At 53.6% G+C, this 26,276-nt stretch carries 26 protein-coding genes; 12 read left to right on the top strand and 14 right to left on the bottom strand.

From position 1 onward, the window contains the following. Nucleotides 1-74: 74 nt before the first annotated feature. The 5 genes from metW to proC form a co-directional block, all read right to left on the bottom strand. On the bottom strand, nt 75-665 hold the full coding sequence (metW, locus tag ACCI49_RS05335; protein WP_371837940.1) for a methionine biosynthesis protein MetW: 591 nt from the start codon (nt 663-665) through the stop codon (nt 75-77). Beyond that, nucleotides 665-1,861: a homoserine O-succinyltransferase MetX gene (gene metX, locus ACCI49_RS05340; protein ID WP_371837941.1), complete on the bottom strand. Its 1,197-nt coding sequence runs from the start codon at nt 1,859-1,861 to the stop codon at nt 665-667. Before metX ends, metW begins: the two co-directional genes overlap by 1 nt. A gap of 116 nt (nt 1,862-1,977) precedes the next feature. Then, nucleotides 1,978-3,945 (bottom strand): dynamin family protein, encoded by a 1,968-nt coding sequence (locus ACCI49_RS05345; protein WP_371837942.1) that lies wholly within the window; start codon nt 3,943-3,945, stop codon nt 1,978-1,980. Between the two features lie 150 nt (nt 3,946-4,095). Then, nucleotides 4,096-4,704, bottom strand: coding sequence for a YggT family protein (locus ACCI49_RS05350; protein ID WP_371837943.1), 609 nt, complete (start codon nt 4,702-4,704; stop codon nt 4,096-4,098). Between the two features lie 59 nt (nt 4,705-4,763). After that, on the bottom strand, nt 4,764-5,597 hold the full coding sequence (gene proC / locus ACCI49_RS05355) for a pyrroline-5-carboxylate reductase (protein ID WP_371837944.1): 834 nt from the start codon (nt 5,595-5,597) through the stop codon (nt 4,764-4,766). A gap of 140 nt (nt 5,598-5,737) precedes the next feature. Between proC and ACCI49_RS05360 the strand changes: the two genes are divergently transcribed. Then, the gene (locus ACCI49_RS05360; RefSeq protein WP_371837945.1) at nt 5,738-7,741 is read left to right on the top strand and encodes a S9 family peptidase; all 2,004 of its coding nucleotides are present in this window, start codon (nt 5,738-5,740) and stop codon (nt 7,739-7,741) included. Nucleotides 7,742-8,236: 495 nt separating this feature from the next. On the opposite strand, the gene ACCI49_RS05365 is transcribed toward ACCI49_RS05360, so the two are convergent. Continuing rightward, the gene (locus ACCI49_RS05365; RefSeq protein ID WP_371837946.1) at nt 8,237-8,941 is read right to left on the bottom strand and encodes a YggS family pyridoxal phosphate-dependent enzyme; all 705 of its coding nucleotides are present in this window, start codon (nt 8,939-8,941) and stop codon (nt 8,237-8,239) included. A 69-nt stretch (nt 8,942-9,010) separates the two neighbouring features. On the opposite strand from ACCI49_RS05365, the gene ACCI49_RS05370 reads away from it, so the two are divergent. The 4 genes from ACCI49_RS05370 (at nt 9,011) to ACCI49_RS05385 (ending at nt 12,789) form a co-directional block, all read left to right on the top strand. Further along, nucleotides 9,011-10,045, top strand: a complete 1,035-nt coding sequence (locus ACCI49_RS05370; protein WP_371837947.1) for a type IV pilus twitching motility protein PilT — start codon at nt 9,011-9,013, stop codon at nt 10,043-10,045. A 65-nt stretch (nt 10,046-10,110) separates the two neighbouring features. Further along, a complete protein-coding gene (locus tag ACCI49_RS05375; RefSeq protein WP_371837948.1) occupies nt 10,111-11,262 on the top strand; it encodes a PilT/PilU family type 4a pilus ATPase in 1,152 nt (383 codons plus the stop codon). Between the two features lie 160 nt (nt 11,263-11,422). Beyond that, complete coding sequence (locus ACCI49_RS05380) at nt 11,423-12,178, top strand: SDR family oxidoreductase (protein ID WP_371837949.1); 756 nt, start codon at nt 11,423-11,425, stop codon at nt 12,176-12,178. A gap of 11 nt (nt 12,179-12,189) precedes the next feature. Beyond that, nucleotides 12,190-12,789, top strand: a complete 600-nt coding sequence (locus ACCI49_RS05385; RefSeq protein ID WP_371837950.1) for a LysE family translocator — start codon at nt 12,190-12,192, stop codon at nt 12,787-12,789. Nucleotides 12,790-12,800: 11 nt separating this feature from the next. On the opposite strand, the gene ACCI49_RS05390 is transcribed toward ACCI49_RS05385, so the two are convergent. Beyond that, nucleotides 12,801-13,547, bottom strand: a complete 747-nt coding sequence (locus ACCI49_RS05390; RefSeq protein ID WP_371837951.1) for a LytR/AlgR family response regulator transcription factor — start codon at nt 13,545-13,547, stop codon at nt 12,801-12,803. Further along, nucleotides 13,544-14,602: a sensor histidine kinase gene (locus ACCI49_RS05395; protein WP_371837952.1), complete on the bottom strand. Its 1,059-nt coding sequence runs from the start codon at nt 14,600-14,602 to the stop codon at nt 13,544-13,546. The genes ACCI49_RS05390 and ACCI49_RS05395 overlap by 4 nt, the downstream gene beginning before the upstream one ends. 185 nt (nt 14,603-14,787) lie before the next feature. Here ACCI49_RS05395 and argH point away from each other — a divergent pair, with 185 nt between their 5' ends. After that, the gene (argH, locus tag ACCI49_RS05400; protein WP_371837953.1) at nt 14,788-16,209 is read left to right on the top strand and encodes an argininosuccinate lyase; all 1,422 of its coding nucleotides are present in this window, start codon (nt 14,788-14,790) and stop codon (nt 16,207-16,209) included. A gap of 339 nt (nt 16,210-16,548) precedes the next feature. On the opposite strand, the gene cyaY is transcribed toward argH, so the two are convergent. Beyond that, nucleotides 16,549-16,878: an iron donor protein CyaY gene (gene cyaY, locus ACCI49_RS05405; protein WP_371837954.1), complete on the bottom strand. Its 330-nt coding sequence runs from the start codon at nt 16,876-16,878 to the stop codon at nt 16,549-16,551. 105 nt (nt 16,879-16,983) lie between these two features. Here cyaY and lptM point away from each other — a divergent pair, with 105 nt between their 5' ends. From lptM to ACCI49_RS05425, 4 genes are all read left to right on the top strand, one after another. Beyond that, on the top strand, nt 16,984-17,259 hold the full coding sequence (gene lptM, locus ACCI49_RS05410) for an LPS translocon maturation chaperone LptM (protein WP_371837955.1): 276 nt from the start codon (nt 16,984-16,986) through the stop codon (nt 17,257-17,259). Continuing rightward, complete coding sequence (lysA, locus tag ACCI49_RS05415; protein WP_371837956.1) at nt 17,256-18,509, top strand: diaminopimelate decarboxylase; 1,254 nt, start codon at nt 17,256-17,258, stop codon at nt 18,507-18,509. Before lptM ends, lysA begins: the two co-directional genes overlap by 4 nt. Nucleotides 18,510-18,742: 233 nt before the next feature. Beyond that, on the top strand, nt 18,743-19,573 hold the full coding sequence (dapF, locus tag ACCI49_RS05420) for a diaminopimelate epimerase (RefSeq protein WP_371837957.1): 831 nt from the start codon (nt 18,743-18,745) through the stop codon (nt 19,571-19,573). A 116-nt stretch (nt 19,574-19,689) separates the two neighbouring features. Next, complete coding sequence (locus ACCI49_RS05425; protein ID WP_371837958.1) at nt 19,690-20,430, top strand: DUF484 family protein; 741 nt, start codon at nt 19,690-19,692, stop codon at nt 20,428-20,430. A gap of 82 nt (nt 20,431-20,512) precedes the next feature. Here ACCI49_RS05425 and ACCI49_RS05430 read toward each other — a convergent pair whose 3' ends face one another. The 5 genes from ACCI49_RS05430 to ACCI49_RS05450 all read right to left on the bottom strand — a co-directional run bounded on the left by ACCI49_RS05430 (nt 20,513) and on the right by ACCI49_RS05450 (nt 23,984). Beyond that, a complete protein-coding gene (locus ACCI49_RS05430; protein WP_371837959.1) occupies nt 20,513-20,737 on the bottom strand; it encodes a hypothetical protein in 225 nt (74 codons plus the stop codon). A gap of 394 nt (nt 20,738-21,131) precedes the next feature. Continuing rightward, nucleotides 21,132-21,470, bottom strand: coding sequence for a P-II family nitrogen regulator (glnK, locus tag ACCI49_RS05435; protein WP_020413692.1), 339 nt, complete (start codon nt 21,468-21,470; stop codon nt 21,132-21,134). A gap of 86 nt (nt 21,471-21,556) precedes the next feature. After that, the gene (locus tag ACCI49_RS05440; protein WP_371837960.1) at nt 21,557-22,816 is read right to left on the bottom strand and encodes an ammonium transporter AmtB; all 1,260 of its coding nucleotides are present in this window, start codon (nt 22,814-22,816) and stop codon (nt 21,557-21,559) included. A 57-nt stretch (nt 22,817-22,873) separates the two neighbouring features. Beyond that, the gene (locus ACCI49_RS05445; RefSeq protein WP_371837961.1) at nt 22,874-23,212 is read right to left on the bottom strand and encodes a P-II family nitrogen regulator; all 339 of its coding nucleotides are present in this window, start codon (nt 23,210-23,212) and stop codon (nt 22,874-22,876) included. A gap of 46 nt (nt 23,213-23,258) precedes the next feature. Next, the gene (locus tag ACCI49_RS05450) at nt 23,259-23,984 is read right to left on the bottom strand and encodes a TorF family putative porin (RefSeq protein ID WP_371837962.1); all 726 of its coding nucleotides are present in this window, start codon (nt 23,982-23,984) and stop codon (nt 23,259-23,261) included. A 428-nt stretch (nt 23,985-24,412) separates the two neighbouring features. On the opposite strand from ACCI49_RS05450, the gene ACCI49_RS05455 reads away from it, so the two are divergent. Continuing rightward, nucleotides 24,413-24,655, top strand: a complete 243-nt coding sequence (locus ACCI49_RS05455; protein WP_371837963.1) for an accessory factor UbiK family protein — start codon at nt 24,413-24,415, stop codon at nt 24,653-24,655. Nucleotides 24,656-24,686: 31 nt separating this feature from the next. Beyond that, nucleotides 24,687-26,183 (top strand): YifB family Mg chelatase-like AAA ATPase, encoded by a 1,497-nt coding sequence (locus ACCI49_RS05460; RefSeq protein ID WP_371837964.1) that lies wholly within the window; start codon nt 24,687-24,689, stop codon nt 26,181-26,183. The last annotated feature ends 93 nt before the right edge of the window (nt 26,184-26,276 follow it).

Genomic DNA, 26,276 nt, shown 5'->3' on the forward strand with positions numbered 1-26,276 from the left:
GCCCATCGGTGGCATCCACCAAAACCTGCGCCTTGTCCCAAAACTGGGGACAAAAACTTGGCGCAGATATTAGTTTAGCGAGTCAGATGATATATCGCGGTTTCACCGAACAAATTTGGTGAAAAGTCTTTGAGGGCCACACCTAGTTTCGACTCGGATACTACCTGGCGGTGCAAAATAGTCCACTCGTTCTGTTTGCATAGCACTTCAAAATCTCGAAAAGTGCAAAAATGAATATTGGGCGTGTTATACCATTCAAATGGTAATAAATCGGAGACCGGCATACGTCCAGAAAAAGCGAGGTGCCAACGTGCCTTCCACTGCCCAAAGTTAGGGAAAGTGATAATACAATCACGCCCTACCCGCAGCATCTCCCCCACTACCAGATGCGGGTGACGCAATGTCTGCAGCGCTTGGGTCATCACCACCGCGTCAAAGCTGCCATCGGCAAAGTTACTGAGTCCGGCATCCAGATTTTGCTCAACCACATTGACTCCGCGTTCCACACAGCGCGTTATCTGCTCAGGGTCAATCTCCAGGCCGTAGCCTATCACCCCCTTGTTCTTGCCGAGCTGTTCCAGCAGAGTTCCATCACCACAACCCAGGTCCAACACACGACTATGGGGCGCTATCCACGCTTGGATAACATCGAGATCTATACGCATCAATCCCTGTCCTCTAACTGCTCAACAGCAACCCGCTGCATATAAGTGCGAAAGATTCCCTCATAGCGCTCATTTGGCAATAGGAAAGCATCGTGGCCCATAGCAGATTCGATTTCGGCGTAGCTTACCGGCACATTGGCATGCATCAGGGCGTCGGTAATCTCCCGTGAGCGTTCGGGTGCAAAGCGCCAGTCGGAGGTGAAGGCAATCAGCAGGAAGCGACAGCGGGCGTTGGCAAATGCCGCCACCGGGTCATCACCATACTCCCGCGCCAAGTCGAAATAATCCAACGCCCTGGTCATCAAAATATAAGTATTCGGATCAAAGCTGTTAGAAAAGGTATCCCCCTGATAGCGCAGGTAGCTCTGGATCTGGAACTCAACTTCCTCATCGGCCCCCTGTTGGAAGCTGCCGGAACGCAGCTCGCGACCAAATTTATTGGCGAGACCGTGATCGGATAAGTAAGTGATATGGCCGATCATACGCGCCACTGCCAGACCACGGCGCGGCAACTTGTTCAGCTCCAGGTAGCGCCCCTCACAGAAATCCGGGTCCGAGGTGATGGCTTGTCGCGCAGTTTCATTGAAAGCGATATTCTGCGCTGACAGTTTCATTGCCGAAGCAATCACTACGCAGTGACGCAACCGCTCTGGGTATTCCAGTGACCAGCGCATGGCCTGCATCCCTCCCAGGCTGCCGCCAATCACTGCCGCCCATTGTTCTATACCCAGTAAATCCGCCAAACGCGCCTGGCTGTGCACCCAATCGCGCACCCGTAACGAGGGGAAATCAGGTCCCCAGGGCTTGCCGCTAGCCGGGTTGGTGGAAACCGGTCCGGTAGAACCATGACAGCCACCCAGGTTATTGAGAGAGACGACAAAAAATTTATCGGTATCGATAGGCTTACCGGGGCCGATGTAGTGATCCCACCAGCCAGGTCGCTTGTCATCGGGGCCGTGCCGACCAGCAGCGTGGTGGTGGCCCGATAGCGCATGGCAAATTAAAACCCCGTTGCTTTTATCGGAATTCAATTCGCCATAGGTTTCATAAACCAGGGTGTAGTCCTGCAATATGCGCCCACAGGCCAGCTGCAGTGGCTCGCTAAACCGGTGGCTCTTCGGCGCAACAAGACCAACAGAGCCCGTAGTGACGGTGCTCTGAGCCTCTCGGGAGGCGGTGGGGTTTTCCGTAGACAAGGCGTTTATATCTGTCGGGTTGTTAAGCGGTTGGCAAATGCCGAGACAACAAGTGTACGGGAGCACCGTAACTTATGACAATTGCCGAAACCGCCGCTAAGAAACCGCCACCCCACTTAGCTGTTGAGAGAGGCCTTCAGCGGCGTAACATTGTGAGCGCGGGGCGCCGGGGCCAGCGGCTGTGGTGCCGAACTGCTGTGGCGCAGCAACTCTTCCAATCCCGAGAGGGCCCGATCATTGCGTAATACCTCATCTTCGAGAGTGCGCAAATCGGTGCGTCGGCTGCGGGTTTTCTGCTTCAGCTCAGTGAGCTTGATCAAGTGACGGTTAAGCAGGTGCTTTTGGTATTGAGCGTGTTGCTTCAGTGGCTCGAGTGCCTGTTCCAGCCAGTTTTCCGCAACATTAGCTATCTCATTGTATAAGCGTCCCACCTCACTGGCCAAGGTGGTAACAAAGCGCTCGCTCAAACGGTTACGTCGCGCCAGCAACAGTTGCGGCGAACGGCGTAACTGGGCCGCTTGGCGGTGTAAACCACGCAGGGCGGCACGGAATTTTCGAACAGTGAAATACTGTTCAACAGTCTCTACCTTCCTCAGACTGGAGCGCTCGAAAATCGCATCCAACAGGCGATTTGCCTGATCCACTTCCCGCTCAAGATTCACAAGCTGGTGATCGACCCCTTCCATAAAGCTGTCGATGGCCTTAGCCAGCCCCATGGGCGTCCAGCGTTTGTGCAACGCCTTGTTGGTATCATCGATCAGAAGTTGCAGTTGCTGTGTCGATATCGGTGCGAGCAGGGAAGTGCTCTGGCGCATCAACATACGCTGGCTGGACTTAAGCGTAAGTAGCTCCTGGTGGCACAGCTTGTGCTGTTCACGCACTGTCTGCTGCAACTGGCCCAGTTCGGCCAACTGCTCCTCGCTATTAGCGCTATTGCGCTGCAAGTGCACCAATGCGGCGCGACCGCTATTGAGGCGACGCTTGAGCAGGTCGCGAGTGTCCGCCATTAGGGTAAGGGCCTGATGCAGTGAGCGGTGCTCCGCCACTTTCTGGCGATGCTCCAGCAGGCGCTGCACCAATAGTTTTTCAAAATCGGCAAAGCGACTGTTGCGCAGCAGGTCCGCATCACGCTGCTGGCGCGCTAGTAACGCCATTTTCGCCGAGACACCGGCGACACTCTCCTGCGGCACAGACAGCAACTTGGCAACCTGGGCGCTCATGCGCCGCAATAATAACTCCGCATCCTCATCGGGATCATCCCAAAGCACATCCACTTTATTCAGCAGCGCCATCACCGCAGTGCCGCGATGCTCGCGTAGTGGTGCCAGGTGAGTCTCCCACATATTCATATCAGTGCCACTGACACCAGCATCCGCAGCCAGCAGGAAGGCCACTGCCTGGGCGCTGGGCAAGGTACTGAGGGTCAACTCAGGCTCATTGCCTAGAGCATTCAGTCCAGGCGTATCAATAATACGCAGCCCCTGATCCAGCAACGGATGCGGCAGGCAGATCAACGCATAGCGCCACGCGGGGATTTCCACCAAGTTACCTTTGTCATCCAAGTGGCGACGATCAAAGCCGTAGCGCGCTGCCTCCTCAGGCTTTACCGATTTAGTCGCAGCCACCTTTAACAAAGTGGTGCGGGTGGCCTCGGGATCATTAGAGTCGAACTCCTGGGTGACCCACTTCTGTGGAATCCGGCGAAAGCTTTCCAGGCTGGTATTGGTGGCTAGGGTTTCTATGGGCAACAGACGCAAACTGGCGCGCTCGCACCCATCACTGAAAATTTCCGTGGGGCACATGGTGGTGCGTCCAGGCTTGGAGGGCAGCAGCCGCTGACCGTAGGTCTGCGACAGCAAAGCGTTGATCAGCTCCGTCTTGCCGCGGGAGAACTCGCCGACCAAGACGAGGGTAAACTGATCATCGGTGAGCAGTGCTCGAGCCTGTTGTACCACTTGGCAGGCACCGGCGGAGTTTGGGAAGTGTTGCTGTAACCACTGGTTGAACTGGGCAAACTGGCGATCCAGATTCTTCTTCCAACGGTCGTAATCGGCAATATGCTGGCGTAAGAGTGCGTCTTCCATTTCACGGTGTTCTTGTTATTTATACCCTGCGGACAGGGCCCCAGCCATTTGTCGCTCGGGGCGGGGCCATCGGCGATTAGTATAAGAGTCTAACACCGCGCCAGATGCGATCCAGTGCGCGCGCCGGAAGAAAACTTGCGGCAGGGCCTCTCAGAAACCGGGGATATGCCAGAACAGCCTGTAAACAAAAGCCGGCATATTAGCCATCTGCGCGAAACCGACCAGAAGTTTGTCCGCCACGGTAAGCAGGATAAACACAAAAATCGGGCTGATATCAATCACCCCCAAAGGGGGTATCAAGCGCCGCACCGGTGCGCAGAATGGCTCCAGTAGCTGGCGCAATAACATCAATGCCGGGTGTCCGCTATGGGGCGCAATCCAACTGAAGACAATGGAAACCAATAGACCAACAAATACCACCGCAATAACTGTGGCCACGCAACCGATCAGGGACCAGAGCAAAGCACTGAGAGGATTGAAGAGTCCAAAGCCGGCAAACATGCCGCAAACCAGGATCATCACCAGCCCCACCAACAGCGCCAGAACTACCGAGGCCATATCCAGCCCAAAAAGTCCCGGCACTACCTTGCGCAGCGGCAGCAACAGCGGGTTGGTAACTTTCACAATGCCCTGGGAAATAGGGTTGTAGAAATCCGCACGGGCCAGCTGTAGTAAGAAACGCATCAACACTGCAAACAGATACAGGATACCTAGGGTTGCTACCAGGAAAACGCCGATACTACTGAAGGTATTTGTCATTGAAAAACCCCAAAGAGTGAATGACTTGCAGCGCTGTGCGCTATTTTTTACTCGTTTTTTTAGCGGTCCAGTTCCCTGGCCATTTCCGCGGCACGCTCGGCACAATCGCGCATCGCAGCCGCCACCAACTGGGGAAGGCCACCCTGCTCGAAGCGCTGTACCGCGCGTTCGGTGGTGCCACCCGGTGACATCACATTGCGTTTCAATTGGGCCACATCCACTTCGCTAACCATGGCCAGTTTGGCGGCGCCCAGGGCAGTTTGCAACACGAGACGTTCGGCATCAGCACGGTCAAAGCCACTGGCAGATGACGCATCAATCATCGCTTCCATAAACTGGAAAAAATATGCAGGAGCGGAACCCGCAACGGCGATGACCTGGTCGATACCTTCTTCCTGATCCACCCATAGGGAAATACCTACAGCATTGACTATACGCTCGGTAATAGCGCGGTGTTCAGCGGTCACCGCCGCATCAGCGTATAGACCGGTGACCCCCGCCTGAACCAGCGCTGGGGTATTTGGCATAGCACGCACAATTGGCAGGTGCTCTCCGAGCCAGCGCTGATAGGCAGCCAAGGGTATACCGGCAGCCAGGGTTATCACCAGGGGGTTGCGTCCAGCCAGATGGGGACGCAGATCCATACACAAATCGCGCATGACCTGGGGTTTAACTGACAGCACGATAACATCGGCTTCATCGATTGCAGCAATATTGTCATCGTGTGCTACAACGCCATGGCGTTTGGCAAATGCCTCCAACTTGAGAGGGTCGCGCCCGGTAGCAACCACTTTTTCAGTCGGGTACCCCGCCGCAAGCAGGCCGCCAATCACTGCTCCGGCCATATTGCCGGCGCCGCCGATAAAAACGATTTTGGGATTTTTTGCAGTCACTCGGGTTACCTCGGCGAGCACTCGGCTCAGCTGCTGTGAATTTCAGTCGCTATTCTCCCCAACGGGGATTTCGTTAATATGTGGTCGCTCAATTCCAATAACAAGAGAAACGCGCCCCGCGCGTTGCCAAGGAGAATGATATGCATAAATGGCGCTCTTTAGTGACCGCCGCACTGCTTTGCGCGACGGGCGCTGCCGGTGCGGTGGAAACTCGTACCCTAAACAACGGCCAACTGATATTGCAAGACATTCCACAGATACCCCAGAGCATCATTGATGAACTGAACCGCTATCAAAATGTACGCTCAGCCAGCTTCCGCGGCTGGGATATAGATGGCAACGGAATGTATGTCAGCACCCGCTTTGGCGAGGTGAACCAATTACACAAAGTAGGTCGCGCCGGTGGCGCCCGCCGTCAGTTGACCTTCTTCGAAGAGCCTATCGGCAGTGTCGCCACGCGCCCGGATCACGAGCAACTGGCATTCACTATGGATGCTGGCGGGAATGAGTATACGCAGATCTTTCTATTTGAAACGCAGAGCGGCCAGAGTGAGATGATCACTGATGGCGAATCCCGAAACGGCGCCATCCTCTGGAATAAGCAAGGCTCAGCCATGGCTTATCAGAGTACTCGCCGCGACGGCAAAGCCAATGATATCTGGCTCACCACTTTTGACGGAGCTAAGAAAGAAGACCGCCTGATCCTGAAATCAACAGATGGCAGTTGGTGGGGGCCTAGCGGCTTCTCACAATCCGGTAGCCAACTGCTCTTGTTGCAGTATGTTTCCTCCACTCGGTCCAAAGTCCACCTGCTGGACCTCGATAGCGGAGAACTGAAACTGCTCGCCGGGGATGACGATGTAGACTCCCGCAATTTTCCCGTTGGCTTCAGCTATGACGACCGTTCCGCATTCCTGATGAGTGACAAAGGGGGAGAATTCACCCAGCTGATTCGCAAAGACTTAGCCAGTGGTGATGAAAAAGTTATTACTGTTGATATTCCCTGGGACATCAACGACTTTGTTCTCAGTAAAGATGGTCGCCGGGGCGCCTTTGTGGTTAACGAGGGCGGCGTGTCCTCACTCTATCTCTTTAACCCGCGCAATGACCGCTATCGCAAGGTTGATTCCCTCCCGATTGGCGTTATCGGCGGCATCGAGTTCAACCCTCGAGGCGATAAGCTGGCGATGTCCCTGAATACCCCAAAAACTCCAACAGATACTTTCGTTTTAGAGCTGGGCCGTCGTCCACTCTCCAGTGGCGACCTCAACCGCTGGACATTCAGCGAAGTCGGCGGCCTCGACACCGAGCAGTTTGTCGAACCCCAGCTGGTGCACTACCCAACTTTCGACAAGGTAGACGGCAAACCTCGGGAAATCCCAGCTTTTGTGTACAAACCACGCAACACTAAAGGTCCGGTACCAGTCATTATTTCCATTCATGGCGGACCCGAAGGGCAATATCGTCCGCTGTTCTCCAGCACCTATCAAATGTGGTTGGAGGAACTTGGCGCCGCAGTAATTGCACCCAACGTACGCGGTTCTGCCGGCTATGGTAAAAGCTACCTGGCCATGGACAACGGCTATAAGCGCGAGGACTCCGTGAAAGACATCGGTGCCTTGCTGGACTGGATCGCCACACAGCCAGACTTGGATGCCGAGCGGGTTGCTGTCTTCGGCGGTAGCTATGGCGGCTATATGGTGCTGGCCAGTAGTGTCTACTACTCGGACCGCCTAAAAGCTGCTGTGGATATTGTCGGCATCTCTAACTTTGTCACCTTCCTCACCAACACTAAGAGCTACCGTCGCGACTTGCGCCGAGCAGAATATGGTGATGAGCGCGACCCTAAGATGCGGGCCTTCCTGGAAAAAATCAGCCCCAACAATAATGTGGGGAAAATCCAGGTGCCCATGTTTGTGGTACAGGGACAAAATGACCCTCGAGTACCTGTTACAGAAGCCGAGCAAATCGTGGATGCCCTGCGTGAAAACGGCAACCAGGTTTGGTATATGAATGCATTAAACGAGGGGCACGGTTATCGCAAAAAAGAGAACAGCGATGCCTTCACTCAAGCTACAGCATTCTTCTTTGCAGAGCATTTGCTCAGCGAGGAACGGAAAAAGAAGCTAGCGCTAAACAATTAATATTAGGTCCCTATCGAAATGAAAACGGTCCCCTGGACCGTTTTCATTTCAATTCTACTACCACTATTATCGCAAACAGGCTTAGGGCAATTATCATCATCCACAACCAGTGTCGGCTCCGGTCACAGCGACCTGGTTACCGTATTATTGAGCAAGTTGGTAATCATGGAAATCCTAGGAAAGAAAAATGATTGCAGACAAATACTACTGGGTCAGAAGGAAAGAATACACTGCACTCGAGATGCCCTGTGAATACATCCCTGTAAGCTCGTAATCGGCATCCATGCCTCATACAGCCCTGAGCGCAGTGTATTCTTTCCTTCCCTCTTTTTAGTAAATGCCAACCACTCAAGCGCCAACCGAGTAGTCCACAAGTTCTGTGCCATTGATTAAGCCATCTCCGCACACAGGGTTAATCCCAGTAATACCACCTCGAGAAGCCCCGATTTCATCATTCCATTTCCCTAGCAAATATCGGGTAAAACACAGCCTCTTTCACGCAGAATAATTACGCGCGCCAAAAATATCTGTGCCAATGCGCACAATGGTGGCGCCACAGGCAATCGCCGCCTCCATATCCCCGGACATTCCCATCGACAGGGTATCCATGGTTTCGCTAGGAAATTCTTCACGTAAGTGCTGAAGCAAGCTGGCCAGCCTGGCAAAAGGCTCTTGTTGAGCGGAAATACCTTGTCGCTCAGCGGGAATCGCCATCAGTCCGCGCAAACTCAGCCCGGGTAGTTTCACCACTTCGCGCGCCAGTGCCGCCAAATCCTGTGGAGCTATGCCAGACTTGCTCTGCTCGCCATCGATATTCACTTGCAGACAGATATTGAGAGGGTCCAGATTTTTGGGGCGCTGTGATGAAAGACGCTGAGCAATTTTCAGTCGGTCCACTGTGTGCATCCATTGGAACCTCTCGGCCACTGCACGGCTCTTGTTCGACTGTAACGGCCCAATGAAATGCCAGTGAATATCCAGGTCAGACAGGGCCTCCTGTTTTTCCAGGGCTTCCTGCAAATAGTTTTCGCCAAAGTGGCGCTGGCCTGCCGCGTAGGCGATGCGCAGATCTTCTGCCGGTCGCGTTTTGGAGACCGCCAGCAGAGTGATTTCTGCCGGGTTGCGATCGCAGTTGTTGCAGCATGTCACAATCCGTTCACCTACTGCATTCAGGTTTTCGACGATTGTCTCTTTGCGCATATACTGGGGCCCTCACCGAATTGAGTGGCGATTTTACCTGAGCCCAAACAAGAACCATAAGGTAGCAGTATGGATATCACTGAACTTCTCGCCTTCAGCGCCAAGCAGAACGCCTCGGATCTGCACCTCTCCGCCGGCCTGCCACCGATGATTCGTGTGGACGGCGACGTGCGCCGTATCAACCTGCCAGCCATGGAACACAAGCAGGTGCACAGCCTGATCTACGAGATCATGAACGATAAGCAACGCAAGGATTATGAAGAGCTGCTGGAAACGGACTTCTCCTTTGAAGTGCCTGGCGTGGCCCGTTTCCGTGTGAATGCCTTTAACCACAACCGCGGGGCCGGCGCTGTATTCCGGACCATTCCCTCCAAGGTACTGACCATGGAAGACCTGGGCATGGGCCAGGTCTTCAAGCAGATCTCTGACACCCCTCGCGGCCTTGTATTGGTAACAGGGCCTACCGGTTCCGGTAAGTCCACCACCCTGGCCGCGATGATGGACTACATCAACGACAACAAGTACGAGCATATCCTTACCATTGAAGACCCGATTGAATTCGTACACGAATCGAAAAAGTGCTTGGTGAACCAGCGCGAGGTACACAGGGATACCCACGGCTTCGCCGAAGCACTGCGTTCGGCACTGCGTGAAGACCCCGATATTATTCTCGTGGGTGAGATGCGGGACCTGGAAACCATCCGCTTGGCACTGACTGCCGCAGAAACCGGCCACCTGGTATTTGGTACCCTGCACACCACCTCTGCAGCGAAAACCATTGATCGGGTTGTAGACGTATTCCCTGCGCAGGAAAAAGCGATGGTGCGCTCCATGCTGTCGGAGTCCCTGCAGGCGGTAATCTCCCAGACCCTACTGAAGAAAAATGGTGGCGGCCGTGTCGCCGCCCACGAGATCATGCGCGGCACCCCCGCAATCCGCAACCTGATCCGCGAGGACAAAATTGCGCAGATGTACTCCGCTATCCAGACTGGTGCCAGCGTCGGCATGCAGACCATGGATCAGTGCCTGGAAGACTTGGTTGCACGCCGTATTGTCAGCCGCGAAGTCGCGCGGGAAAAAGCCAAGATGCCGGAAAACTTTTAGTCGGTATTGCACTTGGGCCCATAACAAGGGCCCATCTCTGTCAAAAATAAAACGCGGTAAACACCATGGAAATTGAAAGACTCCTCCAACTGGTTGTAGAGAAAGGCGCTTCGGACCTGTTTATCACCGCTGGCATACCCCCCTCCATCAAATTGCATGGCCGTGTTGTACCCTGCAGTAGCACCTCGCTCACACCGGAGAAAGCCCGCGAACTGGTGGTGGGCACCATGAATGAGAAACAGCGGCGCGAATTCGCCGAGCAAAAAGAACTGAACTACGCCATTGCTGTGCGCAACGTAGGCCGCTTCAGGGTCTCGGCATTTTTCCAGCGCAATCTGGTGGGCATGGTATTGCGTCGTATTGAGACTAAGATCCCCACTATCGATGGACTCAACCTTCCGGATGTACTCAAAGACCTTGCGATGACAAAGCGCGGCCTGATTATTTTCGTAGGGGCCACCGGTACCGGTAAATCTACTTCTCTCGCCTCGATGATTGGCCATCGCAATGAAAATTCCAAAGGCCATATCATTACCATTGAGGACCCGATCGAATTTATTCACCAGCATCGCGGCTGTATTGTGACCCAGCGTGAAGTTGGCCTGGATACTGAGTCCTTTGAGGTGGCCCTGAAAAATACACTGCGTCAGGCGCCGGACGTCATTCTGATTGGTGAGGTTCGCTCACGCGAGACCATGGACCACGCCATCGCCTTTGCCGAGACCGGCCACCTGTGTCTCTGCACCCTGCACGCCAACAATGCCAACCAGGCCCTGGACCGTATCATTCACTTCTTCCCCGCAGATCGCCACCAACAGCTGTTTATGGACCTGTCTCTGAACCTGAAAGCCATGGTGGCACAGCAGCTGGTGCCGACACCCGACGGCGACGGCCGCCGCGCCTGCCTGGAGGTCATGATCAATACCCCGCTGATGTCAGACCTGATCCGCAAGGGCGAGGTTCATAAAATGAAAGAATTGATGAAGCGTTCCGGCGAACAGGGTATGCAGACCTTCGACCAGGCCCTGTATGAACTCTATGACCGCGGCGAAATCACCTACGAAGATGCCCTCGCCCACGCCGACTCCTCCAATGACCTGCGCTTGATGATCAAGCTCAAGTCGGAGTCCGATGCGGAGTATTTGAATAGCGCCGCTGGCGAGTTGAGCCTGCAAAACGACTCAGAATATGGCGACGGTGGGCCGCAGTTGTATTAAAGCCCATTAAGTCCGATCTCATCCAAGGGCACTGGCAGCGCTGCCGCCAGTGCCCCCTCCGTATTTTTCGGATACCCCCCCTCATTCTTTAACAACAATAGAAAAAATCAAAGGTACCCCTCTTTATTCCCAATAGTTCCCCCCTTTTAGGAGTTGAAAAGTGCCCCTTAAAAATAATATTGCCTTAGTCACCGGTGGAAGCCGTGGGATCGGTGCCGCAACGGCACGACTACTTGCCCAGCACGGATACCATATCGCTATCAGTTATCGGGAGAGAAAAGACTCGGCCGAAAGCCTGCTCAATGAACTCAAGGCCTTAGGTACTAAAGCAATCGCCGTACGCGCTGATATTTCATCAGAAGCCGATATCACCCACTTATTTAATGAAGTCGACCGGCAACTCGGCCCTCTTCAATACCTGGTGAACAATGCCGCGACCCTCAAACCCCAAATGCGCGTTGAAAAAATGGAAGCGGAGCGAATTAACCAGGTACTTCGCACAAATGTCACCGGCACCCTACTCTGCTGCCGCGAAGCCATAAAAAGAATGTCGACCAAACAGGGGGGCGACGGTGGAGCCATTGTCAATATCTCATCCGCTGCCAGCCGCTGGGGATCACCCAACGAATATATTGACTATGCAGCGAGTAAAGGGGCAGTAGACACCTTGACCATCGGGCTAAGCCAGGAACTTGCCAGCGAGGGAATCCGGGTAAATGGGGTACGGCCAGGGTTGATCTATACGGAAATGCATGCGGATGGCGGGGAACCAGGCAGGGTGGAGCGGCTAAAATCGACAACGCCCCTCAAACGAGGAGGCCAGCCAGAAGAAGTGGCTGCTGCGGTGGCTTGGCTTCTAAGCAATGAGTCTTCGTTTACCACTGGCTCATTTATTGATGTCGCAGGCGGGAAATAGGATAAGAGTTTATGTTAGAAGCATTATTTTCCCTGGTTGCCGCCACAGGTCTGTTACTCGGTTCTCCCGGCCCGGCGCCACTCGCGCTGGCAGCTTCAGGAGCAACCTTTGGAGTTAAGGAAAGTACCGGTTTCCTTATCGGTATCCTGCTCGGACTGTGCGTAGCTATTGTCGGTGCCACCGCCGGCGTAGCTGCGCTGCTTTCTGCCTGGCCCGAGGCTCGATTGACAGTGCAGGTGTGTGGGGCACTTTATATTGGCTACATCGCATTCAACATTGCCACGGCCCCGGTATTGGTTCAGGAGCACTCGGCAGCAGCCCAACCGCCATCCCTTTTGGATGGATTTATTTTTAATCTGCTCAACCCAAAAGCCTACGCTGCTTTTTTAGCGATCTTTTCCCAATTTCTACTGCCTATCGAAGAGAGTGGTTTCAGCTATATCGCCACAGGATTGGTCTGCTTGATTGTCGCTGCTGTGGTGGATTTTACCTGGCTATGCCTGGGGGGCAGCCTGCGGCCACTTTTCCACAAACCAAAACAGGCGAAAGTGATCAGAGTGAGTTTTGCTCTATTAATGGTAGCTGCAATACTGTTTGTTTTTCTGCGTTAAAAACTGAATGCTCAGCATATCTCCGTAATGAGTGCTTTTACAGAAGGCAGCATGCGTCGGCTCACCAACGGCGCTTCTGGCACTCCATCCAGTTCCACTCGATAATTCCCACCATCCCTGCGCAATCCGATAATAAAATCCACGGCCACCAAAGCACCCCGGTGCACACGCACGAACCGCTCACCGAATTCACTTTCCAATTCCTTTAAAGATTCATCCAGAATCGTCTCACCTGAGAGGTGGTGGGCTACGACATATTTACTGTCTGCGATCAAGCATCGAATAGTATCCACTTCCAACAACTCCACCCCACGACGGCTCACCGCTTTGATCCGGCTTCGACCATGAGATTTCTCTGATTCCTGCTCCTCTAGTCGCCTTTGTTGAGGTTTACTAAGGCGTTGTACTTTCGCAACAGCTTGGCGCAACTGCTCCAGATTAATCGGCTTTAACAGGTACCCCACTGCCGAGGTTGCAAATGCCGGCAAGGCAAATTCATCGTGGGCGGTGCAAAAAATTACTGCTGGCGGGCAGTCTCTAGCGGATAGCTGCTGCGCCAACTCCAAGCCGCTGCTACCGGGCATTTCAATATCGAGTAAAACCAGATCCGGGTCGAGGTTCTGCACTTGCATTAGTGCTGCTTCGGTATTTGCCGCCTCACCCACAACAACACAGCTGTCTATCACCGCGAGCTGCCTATCTAAGCGTGCACGGGCCAGAGGTTCGTCATCGACAATTAGGACACGCAACTGGGTCACTCTATCACCTCGACATATCTCCTGGAATTTGCGGCTTCAGTATCTCGCTGCACCGACTCTCGGGGAAATAAGGGTAGCTGTAGAGCCACCCGATAGTGGCCTTCCTCCCGACGGGCGGTAAATTTGAACCGATCACCGTAATAGGCGACGAGACGCTGTCGAATATTCTCCATCGCCATGCCGTTACTTTCCCAGGAAGGGCGCACAGTTTCCTGCGGTAGGGGATTTTTGATAGCAATCCTGAGAGTGCCCTCTTCAACCCCCAGTTTCACCGTGATTTCCCCACCCTCGCGTATCTTTGCCACGCCGTGCAGAACAGCATTTTCCAACAAGGGCTGCAGCAACATACTGGGTAGCTGGATCTCCTCAAGCCCTTCATCCAACTGCCAATGCTGTTTCAAGCGTTCTCCCAGGCGCAGAGCTTCAATTTCCAAGTAGCGCTGTGCCAGACTGACCTCCTGCTGCAGCGGCACCAACTTTGGGTCGGCAAGGCTGGCCCGGAACAACGCACACAGATTCTCCACCAGGCGCTCAGCACGATCCGGATCCACGGCGATCAGGCTGGCCAAGCTATTCATACTGTTAAACAGGAAATGTGGGCGTATTCGGGACTGCAGCGCTTCGATACGTGCTCCCAGCTCCGCCTGCTGCTGATTGTAAAGTTGCTGTTGCAAATAGGCGTAGCGCAATACTACCCCGGCGCAGATAGCCCCCAACAGGCAATCGCTGATAAATCCCCACCAATCAAAACCAGCCTGAAGCAATACCGCGCGCAGGTAACGCTGAACTCCCATCACTGTACCCAGTACCGCCAGAGCTACAATAAAGCTGATGGCGCCCGCATGTTTTTGCGGCAACTTGGCCAGGTAGGGGCGCAAGCGACACAGCACTGCGGCGGAAGGAAGTACTACCCACTGAATCACCAGTGACACTAATCCCAGTCGCTGCCAACTGAACTCACGCAGGCCATCGAGACCCAGTACCAGCACCAGCGCCAGCAGTTCTCCCATCAACACCAGTGCGGCCAGGGCGGTGACATTGCACAGATCAGGCAAGAATGGCTGCGAACCAGTAAGCGCAGAATCCTTACAATCTATGTCTTTTTTTCGAATTTTCTGCGATATAATGCCTGCCGGCCCAGGAAATGACATGCAGTTGTTATTCTTGATTGTCTGTAAATTCGAAGCGCAAGATACCATCAAGCTCCCCGGCCTTTCACCTCACTGCAGCCAGGAAAACCATGAGCAACGACAAAGCCCCTACCGACTCCACCAGCAACCCAGCCGCCAAACTCTGGGGCGGACGCTTCAGTGAAGCCACCGATGCATTTGTAGAGCGATTTACCGCCTCGGTCACCTTTGATCGACGCATGGCGCTAGAGGATATCCAGGGCTCCCTTGCCCACGCGCAGATGTTGTCGGAAATAGGCGTGTTGAGCTCAGATGAATATCACAAGATCGCCGATGGCTTAAAGGATATCGCTGAGGAAATAAAGGAGGGGGAGTTTCCCTGGTCAGTACAGTTGGAGGACGTGCACATGAATATCGAGGCACGCCTAACCCAGCGTATCGGAGCTACCGGAAAAAAGCTGCACACCGGCCGCTCCCGCAACGACCAGGTGGCAACCGACATTCGCTTGTGGCTGCGCAACCGTATCGACTTGATCGCCGCCGAGTTAACCCGCCTGCAGAAAGGCTTGGTGGCACTGGCCGAGCATGAAGCGGACACCATCATGCCGGGCTTTACCCACTTGCAAAGCGCGCAGCCGGTGACTTTCGGCCACCACCTACTGGCCTGGAATGCGATGCTGACACGGGATTACGAGCGGCTGATGGATTGTCGCAAGCGGGTAAACCGCTCGCCCCTGGGCGCCGCCGCACTGGCCGGTACCAGCTATCCTATTAACCGTGCCCGTACAGCCGAGCTTCTCGGCTTTGATGCTCCCACCGAAAATTCCCTGGACTCCGTCAGCGACCGGGATTTCGCCATCGAATTCTGTGCCTTCGCAGCCCTTTTACTCACACACTTGTCCCGCGCCAGTGAGGAGCTGGTACTCTGGACTTCCAGCCAGTTTGACTTTATCGACCTGCCGGACCGCTTCTGCACCGGCTCCTCCATCATGCCGCAGAAGAAAAACCCGGATGTACCAGAACTGGTGCGCGGCAAGACCGGCCGTGTCAACGGGCACCTGATCGCCCTGCTAACCCTGATGAAGAGCCAACCATTGGCCTACAACAAGGACAACCAGGAAGACAAGGAGCCGCTATTCGATGCTGCCGATACCGCTCTGGATTGCCTGCGTGCCTTTGCGGACATGGTGCCGGCACTCAAAGCGAAAAAGGAAAATATGCTAGAGGCCGCGGCCAAGGGTTTCTCCACTGCCACAGATCTAGCCGATTACCTGGTGCGCAAGGGCGTAGCCTTTCGCGATGCACATGAGATTGTCGGTCAGTCAGTCTCTTTTGCCATCGAACAGGATAAGGATCTGGCGGAACTCAGCTTGGGACAGCTGCAGCAATTTTCCGCAGAAATTACTGAGGATGTATTTGAAGTCCTCACCTTGGAAGGCTCAGTAGCGGCGCGGGACCATATCGGTGGCACCGCGCCAAATCAGGTGCGAGCGGCCTGTGCATCCGCGCGCGAAGCAATTGCCCAGCGATAACAGTCAAAAAAAGATTTACAATATAAAAAGCCTGGAAGACACCGCTCTTCCGGGCTTTCTAATTAAAGTCCCTGCCCGGTTTGCCGCTCCAACTCAAAGTCCAACCATCAGCTACTCGCTCTTGCTCCTTATCAGAGTAAAGCCCATGTTTGTCGTGGGACCATTAATCGCATAATCACAAGGAATAAAATTAGGAAATCACACGATGACTACTGCCCAACAACATCGGGTTTGGAACGCACATTTTAAATGTCTAAAGCGGTAATCTTTCGATGTACGAAAGGGTCAAGAATATTTTCCTCCTGGCAGCCTTTAAGTAGCTAAGGAGCCTTGCCGCAATTATTGTTGGCTAATTTCTAAACTAACGGCTTCACCCTGCTGTTCGCTCAGCACGCGATTGAGCAATGTGGGCAAGGACTCTCCGGTAGTGCCGCACTTCCAGCCCGGATTTTCAAAAGCCAGGTGGTAGCCACCGGATTTGGCAGCTACCCATAGCTCGCGATTGGCGGACTGGCGGGAAAGGATCACTTGGCTGCCGTTATCCTCTAAGGTCAGGGTCAACACCGCTCCATTGCGCTCGTAATCAATATCCCAGGCGCATTCGTCCAAGGCATCCTCGATCGCTACCAGGGTCTGCTCAATGGCCGATTCGAATTCCGTTTGGCTCATCATATGTTACTTCTGTTACCGTCTACTGTGATGAATTTATTCGGTCGCTATACTATCAGGCTTTTGCCGAGCACCGCTTCGCCCCCTCAGCGCAGGATGTCACCCATGCCGAAAAAACTGTTTTTCTCCTCTCTCGCCCTGCTAGGCGCTTCCGCCCTGTTTACAGGCTGTGGTCAAAAGGGGCCGCTGTACCTGCCCCAGGCACCGGCTGAACCTGCGCCGAGCATTACCACTGGCCCGCCTGACACTGCGCCCACCAGCAGTACCGCTGTAGAACCCAGTGGGCCTGTTGTTGAACCTGCCGTTGAGCCAACTGTTGAACCGGTTGGAGAGCAGCCCGAATTTGAAGAATACCCAGAGGAGCAAGAAACGGAGAAATGAGCGAGTTCAGCTATCGTGACGGCAGCCTCTGGGCTGAGCAAGTCTCACTGGAACAGGTTGCCGAGCGTTTCGGTACCCCCACTTATGTCTACAGCCGTGCACATTTTGAGCAACAATATCAAGCCTATGCCAATGCTCTGGGTAACCATCCCGGCTTGATCTGCTATGCGGTCAAGGCGAACAGCAACCTGGGCATATTGTCATTGCTGGCACAGCTGGGAGCCGGCTTCGATATTGTCTCCGGCGGCGAGCTGGACAGAGTCTTGCTCGCCGGGGGAGACCCATCGCGCGTTGTGTTTTCCGGCGTAGGCAAAAGTGCCAACGAGATGCGCCGCGCCCTGAAAGTGGGTGTGCATTGTTTCAATATCGAGTCTGAGGCGGAAATACAGCGCCTGGAGCAGGTAGCCGCAGAGTGCGAAACCATCGCCCCCATCTCGCTACGGGTAAATCCGGATGTAGATGCCCAAACTCACCCCTATATTTCCACGGGTCTCAAAGAGAACAAGTTTGGCATCGCGATTGATCGCGCTCTGGAAGTCTATCTGAGTGCGGCCAACTCCCCACACCTGAAAGTAATTGGGGTGGATTGTCATATCGGCTCTCAGCTCACAGAAATAGCGCCGTTCCTGGATGCTTTAGAGCGGCTGCTGGTACTGGTGGATAACCTCGCCAGCAACGGAATCCAACTGGAGCATCTGGACCTCGGCGGCGGCCTGGGGGTGCGCTACCGCGGTGAGGAACCACCGCCAGTGGCAGATTACCTGCAAGCGGTACTCGCGCGCATTGGCGAGCGTAAGCTCGGCCTGATCCTGGAGCCCGGGCGCTCAATTGCAGCCAATGGCGGTGTGCTGCTGACCCGCGTCGACTACCTGAAGCGCACCGAGGAGCACAACTTCGCCATTGTAGATGCAGCCATGAATGACAACCTGCGCCCTGCACTGTATCAAGCCTGGCAGGATATAGTGCCAGTGACGCCAGATCACGGAGAGAGCAGCCTGTGGGATATCGTCGGGCCAGTATGTGAAACTGGCGACTTCCTCGGCAAAAATCGCACACTTGCTCTCAAAGAGGGGCAACTTCTGGCCATGCTCTCAACCGGCGCCTACGGGTTCACCATGAGTTCAAATTACAATAGCCGCCCACGCGCCGCTGAAGTACTAGTGGACGGGCACAATACCTATCTGGTTCGCGCACGAGAAACCTTCAGCGATCTGGTACGGGGGGAAACCCCGGTACCTGAAAAAGTCTGATCCGTTGTGGCGGAATTGATGTCAAAATAAAAACCTGGATGCCAATAGCTCAACGGCGCTATCAAACAGGACCGCGAATGAATCGCTCAGTGTGCTGTCATTGACTGGCGATCAAAGCAAGTCAGGAAGTGCCCGCAGTGCCAACTATCCGCACCGCTATAACAGAGGCGACAAATACTCAGGCCGGGAAGCCCCCTGATTTGTCAGGTACACAAAACCCATAGAGAAATGGAATGCGCGTTAAATTCAGTAAGATGCATGGACTTGGCAACGATTTTGTGATGCTTGATGGCATCAGCCAGAGAATCAGATTGTCTCCCGACAAGATTCGCCGAATTGCCGACCGCTACCTGGGTATCGGCTGTGACCAGGTTCTGCTGGTGGAGTCCCCTCGCGATCCAGATGCAGACTTTCGCTATCGAATTTTCAACGCCGATGGCAGCGAAGTTGAAAACTGTGGCAATGGCGCGCGCTGCTTCGCCCGATTCGTTCGCGATCGCCGCCTCACCGGTAAGAAACGCCTGAAGGTGGAGACCAGCGGCGGACTTCTGCAACTCAAGCTGATGGACGGCGACCAGGTTAGCGTAGATATGGGGGCGCCAGTGCTGGAACCGGAGCAGATTCCATTCAATGCCGACCGCTGTGCTGAGAGCTACCTTCTGGAAGTCCACGGCGAGACTTTCACTATCGGCGCCGTCTCCATGGGCAATCCCCATGCGGTACTACTCGTAGAGAATGTACAGGAGGCACCGGTAACTCAACTGGGTCCACTAATCGAAGTTCATCCGCGTTTCCCACAAAAGGTCAATGTCGGCTTCCTGCAAATCAATTCTCGCAGCCAGGCACAACTGCGTGTTTTCGAACGGGGCGTGGGCGAGACTCGTGCCTGTGGTACCGGCGCATGCGCCGCCATGGTTTACGCGCACCAGCGTGGGCTGCTAGACGACCAAGTGGGCATTCAACTACCCGGTGGCAACCTGACAATTCACTGGAGCGGGCCAGGCCAGCCGGTTACTATGACCGGGCCCGCAACAACAGTTTTCCACGGGCATATCATTCTTTGAATAACCTTGAGGCGGGGTATCAATTTCACAAGGAGCCTTATGGCCCCTGTTGATAGTGGGTACCGATCCCTTGGAGCTATAAACTCACCTTCAGCCCAAGCCAGTGTGAACAGATCATGATGGAACAGACAGACGCCAATCAGACCTCTGAAGAGATTGTCACCGGCAGTCACAAGGAAATTCAGCGTGACGGCAAACTGCTCGCACGGCAGGTCGCTCGCTATCTGATGCAAAATCCCGAATTCTTTGTCGACCGGATGGACCTGCTCGAAACCATCAAATTGCCGAGGGAAAATGGTAAGACCGTGTCACTGATGACACACCAAACCAACCTATTGCGTGAACGCAATATTGAGATGCGCCAGCGCCTCGACCAGCTACTGCACAACGCCCGCGACAACGACCAGTTATTTTTCAACAGCCGCCGCCTTATCCTAGCTCTGTTGGAAGCACAGAATATTGGCGAAGCCACCGAAGCCCTCTATTCCAGCTTCGCTGCAGACTTCAATGTGGAATTCACCAGCCTGACCCTGTTCGCTCCCCTCCCAGGTGGCCGCAGTAGTCTGGGCCAGGTACGCAGCAGCTCTTATGCAGGTGCGGAAACCACTATCGGAGGAATTCTACGCAATGGCCGCCCGGTATGCGGTGCCTTGCGCCCGGCGGAAAAGGAATACCTCTTTGGAGAGGACTGGCAGGATGTGGCCTCCGCAGCGGTGATACCTCTGGGCAACCAGCTCGGCGTTCTCGCAGTAGGTTCTACCGACCCACAGTACTATCGTTCCAGCCTGGGCACCCTTTTTCTCTCTTATATCGGCGAGGTGTTAGAACGCCTGTTACCCAAGCTGATTGCGCGCTGAACCAGGCCTGCCAACCAAGTATTGCCAAGAAAAGAATGTGCCGCCAACCTGACAACAGGAGCGGCAGTGATCTGATGTACCACTAAATAGGACGACTGCCATATTTAGGCTGCGGTTTTCGCGGGGGATCAGCAGTGACCTCCGGGTCAATCTCATTTATTGCCCCGCCGCTGGCGAGAAACTCCTCCACATCTGTACTCAGTTGACTCCTGGCACGCTCTCGGGAGGTGATAGAGCGCTCTTCGGCAAACTCCTCGGAGTCTTTGCTGCGAGGGTTCTTACCCAGATCTTCGTTACCATCTTTCATAGCTAAAGCCCTGTAACCCTTAACTCCTGTTACAGAGGAAGTACCTCTGTGCCGCCCCTTCCCGCGGCGTGAATCAAACTGAAAGCCACAGCCTGTGGCAATCCCCTACCGCATCGAAGCGGCGATTAATATATAGGCACTCTCCATCAGGGCCGCCAGCTACAAGGCATCAAGCTCGTAGAGTTTTTTGTTGGGAATTAAACCGGGGATTATTGCTGTTTGTTATGGGGATTTAAGCGACTGAGCAGGGAATTACAAGCGACAAAGGCGGAGTCACAGGGCGTTTTTGCTTATCGAAAGAATATAACAAAGCCCCTGACGGGGCTTTTAAAAACCGCGGCTAAAAGCCGCCGACGCACTATTAATTAAGCGTCACTATAGCCGATAAATTCGATCAAACCGCCTCACTACCAGTTTCACCGGTACGGATACGGATCACCTCTTCCAGGGCGGTAATAAAGATTTTGCCATCGCCAATCTTACCGGTCTGCGCGGCCTTAGTGATTGCCTCTACAGCCGAGTCCACCATATCATCATCAACCGCCAGTTCGAGCTTCACTTTGGGCAGAAAATCTACCACATATTCCGCGCCACGATAGAGTTCTGTATGTCCCTTCTGGCGGCCAAAGCCTTTCACTTCGGTAACCGTCATCCCTTGCACCCCAACCTCAGACAGGGCGGTGCGCACATCGTCCAACTTGAAGGGCTTTACTACGGCCGTAATCAATTTCATTTTTTGTATTTCCCCTGATTTATCTTCTTTGCGGGAACCTCAACCGGGCAACTGCCACAGCACTGGGCAGCACCACCACAGAGTAACTATTTGCTCATAAATTCCGGGTAAGCTTCCATACCACATTCAGCCAAGTCAACTCCCTCTTGCTCTTCGTCATCACTAACACGGATACCGGTCACCAGCTTAAGCAGGTACCAAACCGCAAAGGACGCAATGAAAACCCAGAGGAAAATGGTCAACGCACCAATCAGTTGGCCACTGAGGGTGGAATTATCATTGGTGAGCGGTACCAGCAACAAACCAAGTAAACCGACGACGCCATGTACGGAAATAGCACCGACGGGATCATCAATTTTCATCTTATCCAAAGTAATAATGGAGAAGACTACCAGGATGCCTGCAAACATACCGAATAAGGTTGCCTGCAAAGCAGTAGGTGTAGATGGCTCAGCGGTAATCGCCACCAGGCCGGCCAGAGCGCCATTCAACAACATAGTAAGGTCAGCCTTGCCGAACAACAGCCGCGCGGTAATCAGGGCGGCAATAGCACCACCTGCTGCAGCGGCATTGGTATTGAGAAACACCATAGCCACAGAGTGTGCGCTGGCCGCGTCACCCAGCTTCAGCACCGAACCGCCGTTAAAACCGAACCAGCCCATCCACAGGATAAATGTACCGAGGGTTGCCAGTGGCAAGTTTGCTCCGGGTATCGCATAGACCTGGCCATTCGGCCCATACTTTCCTTTACGCGCTCCCAGTAGCAGGACACCCGCCAACGCTGCGGCGGCGCCAGCCATATGCACAATGCCGGAACCGGCAAAGTCGGAGAAGCCGAGATCGCCCAAATTGTACAGGCCGAAAACCTCTTTCCCTCCCCAAGTCCAGGAGCCTTCCAGAGGATAAATAAAACCGGTCAATACCACGGCAAAAGCCAGGAAGCTCCACAATTTCATACGCTCAGCCACAGCACCCGATACGATGGACATGGCAGTGGCAACAAAAACGACCTGAAAGAAGAAATCAGAGGCCGCAGAATAAACGGAATCACCGTCAAAGCCATTCTCTGCAGAATCCGCCAGCATACCATCGAGACTGAAAACCTCTATACCGGACAGCATCCAGTTGCCATCGTACATAATGGCATAACCCGTCATAAGGTACATGATGCACGCAATTGCATACAGTGCGACATTTTTAGTGAGAATTTCTGTCGTATTTTTTGAACGTACCAGACCAGCTTCCAACATGGAAAAACCAGCCGCCATCCACATCACCAGCGCACCGCACATCAAAAAATAAAATGTATCAATCGCATACTGCAATTGAAAAATTTGGCTGTCCATTTTTCTCTCCGTTCAAATCTGGGTGTTTTTACGATTATTTTTCTGATAGTTTTCTGGCTAAATTGCATCGTTCCCGGTTTCACCAGTACGTATGCGAATCACCTGCTCAAGACTGGTAACAAAAATTTTACCGTCACCAATTTTTCCACTATGGGCACTGGAGCCAATCACTTCCAGTGCTGCATCCAGCTGGCCATCAGTCACTGCAATTTGCAGCATGGTTTTCGGTAAAAAATCCACTACATATTCCGCACCACGGTAAAGTTCTGTGTGGCCTTTTTGCCGGCCAAAACCTTTAACCTCACTGACAGTGACACCATTAATACCGGACTCCCTTAGAGCATCCCTTACCACATCCAGCTTGAAAGGCTTAATAATTGCAGTAATCAGTTTCATAGCTTCCCCCAATATAAATGCCCAGATACATTTGTGGGCGTTTGCGCTACCAGGAATATGTAGCCCCAGCAAGTAGCGTTGGCTCACACCAATCGGTATCAAAACATTCTGAATCACTCACATCTGTACCGACTAATGCGGCACTGAGATTTAAACCACCATAGTCTTTACTGAGGGATACTGAATAATCGAAATAAGAATCGGCCTCGTATAAAAAAACCTCCTCATCAAAAAGGTTTAATCCGAGATGCACATCCAAATTTATTTCTGCGGGAAGGGAAAAACTATATTCTGCATAGGGATAGTAAAACGCGCCGGATTCTGCCCAATAATCATCAGAATAAGCAAACCCTAAAGTTAAATCCGAAAAACTCAGGCTGCCATAAATTTCCTGGTAATCTTCATCCCTATCACTGCCATGGTAAGCGTAATAAATATAACCAACATCAAAACTCACGGAGTCATTCAACTCAGCAGTGTAACCACCATAAAAATCCTGCTCATAATCGGTTTCATCACTACCATAATCGAAATCCACCTGTGAAGCCCAAGTACCCACATAGAAGCCATTGCCAAAATCCAAGTCCACACCACCTTGAATGGCCGGGCGCCCATCAGTCTGACTGATACCACGAAATCTATAGTCTGTGAGCAAGCCCACGTTTGCACTGAAGCTCAAGCTGCCTTGTTCAGCAACAGCTGTACTATTCAAACCCAGAGACAGGGCAGCGCCAGCGAAGACAGCAGCGATTTTTTGCTTTTCAATTTTCACCTTTGATCCTCCAAGATTGCTATGAATCTCAATTTTTGATTTCTGTAATGGCGCCGCCTGCAATCGGTCCTGCACTGTCTGGATATGACAGAGGGTCTCCTGCGTCTTATAAACCGCTACTTTCCCAGCCCTTCAGTGATCGTAAATGGCACACCTACCCCGACTGACTGCATGGTTAATGCCAAAGCTGCAACGGCTAACAAAATCAATAAGTTAGAGAGAAAAAGAAAATTGGAATAAATACGAACAGCAAGACAGCGAAGCCTTGCGCACCAAGATGGCCCTATTTGCCTTCTTTTGCACACAAGTGGGGACTCCGTGTAGAGACGAGGGTCAGAATAGGGCACCATGAGCCTGCTTTTGCGTAAAAATGCTGTGGGTTACAATCTGCTGCCATTAAATAAGGTTTACTGAGCGAGGAATTGCCTGTGGCCGCAGATAAACTGCAACAGCTGCTGAAAGAGCTGCAACAACAGGGCACGGTGGTCACACACGACCTGCGCAATGCCCTGGAAGTTTCCCTGGATAAGTTGCCGTTGGTATCCCAGCGCGAGTTTGATACCCAGGTTGAAATCCTGCGGCGCACCCGCGAAAAGCTGGCACGCCTGGAAGATAAGGTGGAAATACTGGAGCAGGCCCTGGCCCAAAGGGACTGCAAACCCGAGGGTTGACCACTCAGGGAGTCAATTCAGGGATGATATTGTGAGCCTTTCAGTTACCTATACGCGCGCTCAAATTGGCGTGGCCGCTCCCCTGGTCACCGTCGAGACACACTTGTCCAACGGGCTGCCCGCCTTCCATATTGTTGGCCTGCCCGAGGCTGCAGTCAGGGAAAGCCGCGACCGGGTGCGCAGCGCCCTGATCAACAGCCATTTTGAATTCCCCCAGCGCCGTATCACTGTCAACCTGGCCCCTGCAGATCTGCCCAAAGAGGGTGGGCGCTATGACCTCGCCATTGCCATCGGCATACTTTCCGCCTCGGGGCAGGTTCCCCTTGAGCCACTGGAGCACTATGAATTTATTGGTGAGCTGGCTCTTACTGGAGCCTTGCGCGAAATCAGCGGTGCCCTGCCCGCAGCCATCAAAAGCGCCGCTGCTGAACGAAAGCTGATTGTGCCCCAAGAAAATGGCGCCGAAGCAGCCCTGGCAGGTGCGGAAGTCAGCACTGCCACGTCGTTGTTACAAGTTTGTGCAGAGCTGCACGGACGGGAAAATCTACCCCTTGCCGAACAGGGGCCTGCTCAGCCAATCCTTGAATGTGCAGATCTTGCCGATATACGCGGCCAATTAAAGGCGCGGCGCGCTCTGGAAGTGGCTGCAGCTGGGGGACACAACCTGCTTTTCTATGGCCCACCGGGAACCGGTAAAACAATGTTGGCCAGCCGTCTGCCCGGTATATTGCCACCACTCACAACTGCCGAGTCGATTGAGGTCGCCGCTGTTTACTCCAGTGCTGGAATGCCTCACCAAAGCCAGAGACCTTTTCGGGCTCCGCATCACAGCGCCTCCCCAACCGCTTTGGTCGGGGGCGGCAGTACTCCAAGGCCTGGTGAAATCTCACTCGCCCATTGTGGGGTATTATTTCTCGATGAAATGCCAGAATTTCCTCGTCACGCTCTGGAAATTCTGCGCGAGCCCCTAGAGAACGGTGAAGTGAGAATCTCCCGCGCGCGTGCTCAGGTCACCTACCCCGCGAATTTCCAACTGGTTGGCGCAATGAATCCCTGCCCATGTGGCTACTTGGGTGAGCCGCGCTGCCGCTGTACTCCGGACCAGATAGACAGGTATCGCAATAAACTGTCCGGCCCCCTGCTGGATCGTATCGATATGCAGATAGAAGTGGGAGCCATGAATGCGATGCAATTACAAGATACAGCTCCTGGGGAGTCATCCGATAACGTGCGGGGAAGAGTTTGCGCTGCGCGCCAACTACAAATTCAGAGGCAAGGAAGCACCAACAACCTTTTAAAAGGGGCAGAACTGGAAAAGCACTGCATCTTGGGGGATAAGGAGAAACATCTACTGCGCCAATCAGTGGAAAAGCTGGGCCTTTCCGCACGCAGTTATCACCGAGTGCTTAAAGTTGCCCGCACCCTGGCTGACCTTGCCAATCTGGAGAAGATAAGTACAGCGCAAATTGCCGAGGCTCTGGCATACCGAAATCTGGATAGGCGCCAGGTAACCGCCCCTTCAAACTAGTGGTCCATGCGGTTAATTCTGTAACGATTGTTTTGCACGCTCTACGGAAGCCAAGATTTGACCGGCGGGCTTTGTCCATTTAAATGGCTTTGC

Origin of the sequence: Microbulbifer epialgicus (genome assembly GCF_041447265.1) — a bacterium.
Taxonomy (GTDB): domain Bacteria; phylum Pseudomonadota; class Gammaproteobacteria; order Pseudomonadales; family Cellvibrionaceae; genus Microbulbifer; species Microbulbifer epialgicus.

What these genes read in the sequence shown, in the direction of transcription:
- metW (WP_371837940.1), bottom strand. Translation starts at nt 665, where the DNA reads ATGCGTATAGATCTCGATGTTATCCAAGCGTGGATAGCGCCCCATAGT.
- ACCI49_RS05345 (WP_371837942.1), bottom strand. Translation starts at nt 3,945, where the DNA reads ATGGAAGACGCACTCTTACGCCAGCATATTGCCGATTACGACCGTTGG.
- ACCI49_RS05350 (WP_371837943.1), bottom strand. Translation starts at nt 4,704, where the DNA reads ATGACAAATACCTTCAGTAGTATCGGCGTTTTCCTGGTAGCAACCCTA.
- ACCI49_RS05360 (WP_371837945.1), top strand. Translation starts at nt 5,738, where the DNA reads ATGCATAAATGGCGCTCTTTAGTGACCGCCGCACTGCTTTGCGCGACG.
- ACCI49_RS05365 (WP_371837946.1), bottom strand. Translation starts at nt 8,941, where the DNA reads ATGCGCAAAGAGACAATCGTCGAAAACCTGAATGCAGTAGGTGAACGG.
- ACCI49_RS05370 (WP_371837947.1), top strand. Translation starts at nt 9,011, where the DNA reads ATGGATATCACTGAACTTCTCGCCTTCAGCGCCAAGCAGAACGCCTCG.
- ACCI49_RS05375 (WP_371837948.1), top strand. Translation starts at nt 10,111, where the DNA reads ATGGAAATTGAAAGACTCCTCCAACTGGTTGTAGAGAAAGGCGCTTCG.
- ACCI49_RS05385 (WP_371837950.1), top strand. Translation starts at nt 12,190, where the DNA reads ATGTTAGAAGCATTATTTTCCCTGGTTGCCGCCACAGGTCTGTTACTC.
- argH (WP_371837953.1), top strand. Translation starts at nt 14,788, where the DNA reads ATGAGCAACGACAAAGCCCCTACCGACTCCACCAGCAACCCAGCCGCC.
- cyaY (WP_371837954.1), bottom strand. Translation starts at nt 16,878, where the DNA reads ATGAGCCAAACGGAATTCGAATCGGCCATTGAGCAGACCCTGGTAGCG.
- lptM (WP_371837955.1), top strand. Translation starts at nt 16,984, where the DNA reads ATGCCGAAAAAACTGTTTTTCTCCTCTCTCGCCCTGCTAGGCGCTTCC.
- lysA (WP_371837956.1), top strand. Translation starts at nt 17,256, where the DNA reads ATGAGCGAGTTCAGCTATCGTGACGGCAGCCTCTGGGCTGAGCAAGTC.
- dapF (WP_371837957.1), top strand. Translation starts at nt 18,743, where the DNA reads ATGCGCGTTAAATTCAGTAAGATGCATGGACTTGGCAACGATTTTGTG.
- ACCI49_RS05425 (WP_371837958.1), top strand. Translation starts at nt 19,690, where the DNA reads ATGATGGAACAGACAGACGCCAATCAGACCTCTGAAGAGATTGTCACC.
- ACCI49_RS05430 (WP_371837959.1), bottom strand. Translation starts at nt 20,737, where the DNA reads ATGAAAGATGGTAACGAAGATCTGGGTAAGAACCCTCGCAGCAAAGAC.
- glnK (WP_020413692.1), bottom strand. Translation starts at nt 21,470, where the DNA reads ATGAAATTGATTACGGCCGTAGTAAAGCCCTTCAAGTTGGACGATGTG.
- ACCI49_RS05440 (WP_371837960.1), bottom strand. Translation starts at nt 22,816, where the DNA reads ATGGACAGCCAAATTTTTCAATTGCAGTATGCGATTGATACATTTTAT.
- ACCI49_RS05445 (WP_371837961.1), bottom strand. Translation starts at nt 23,212, where the DNA reads ATGAAACTGATTACTGCAATTATTAAGCCTTTCAAGCTGGATGTGGTA.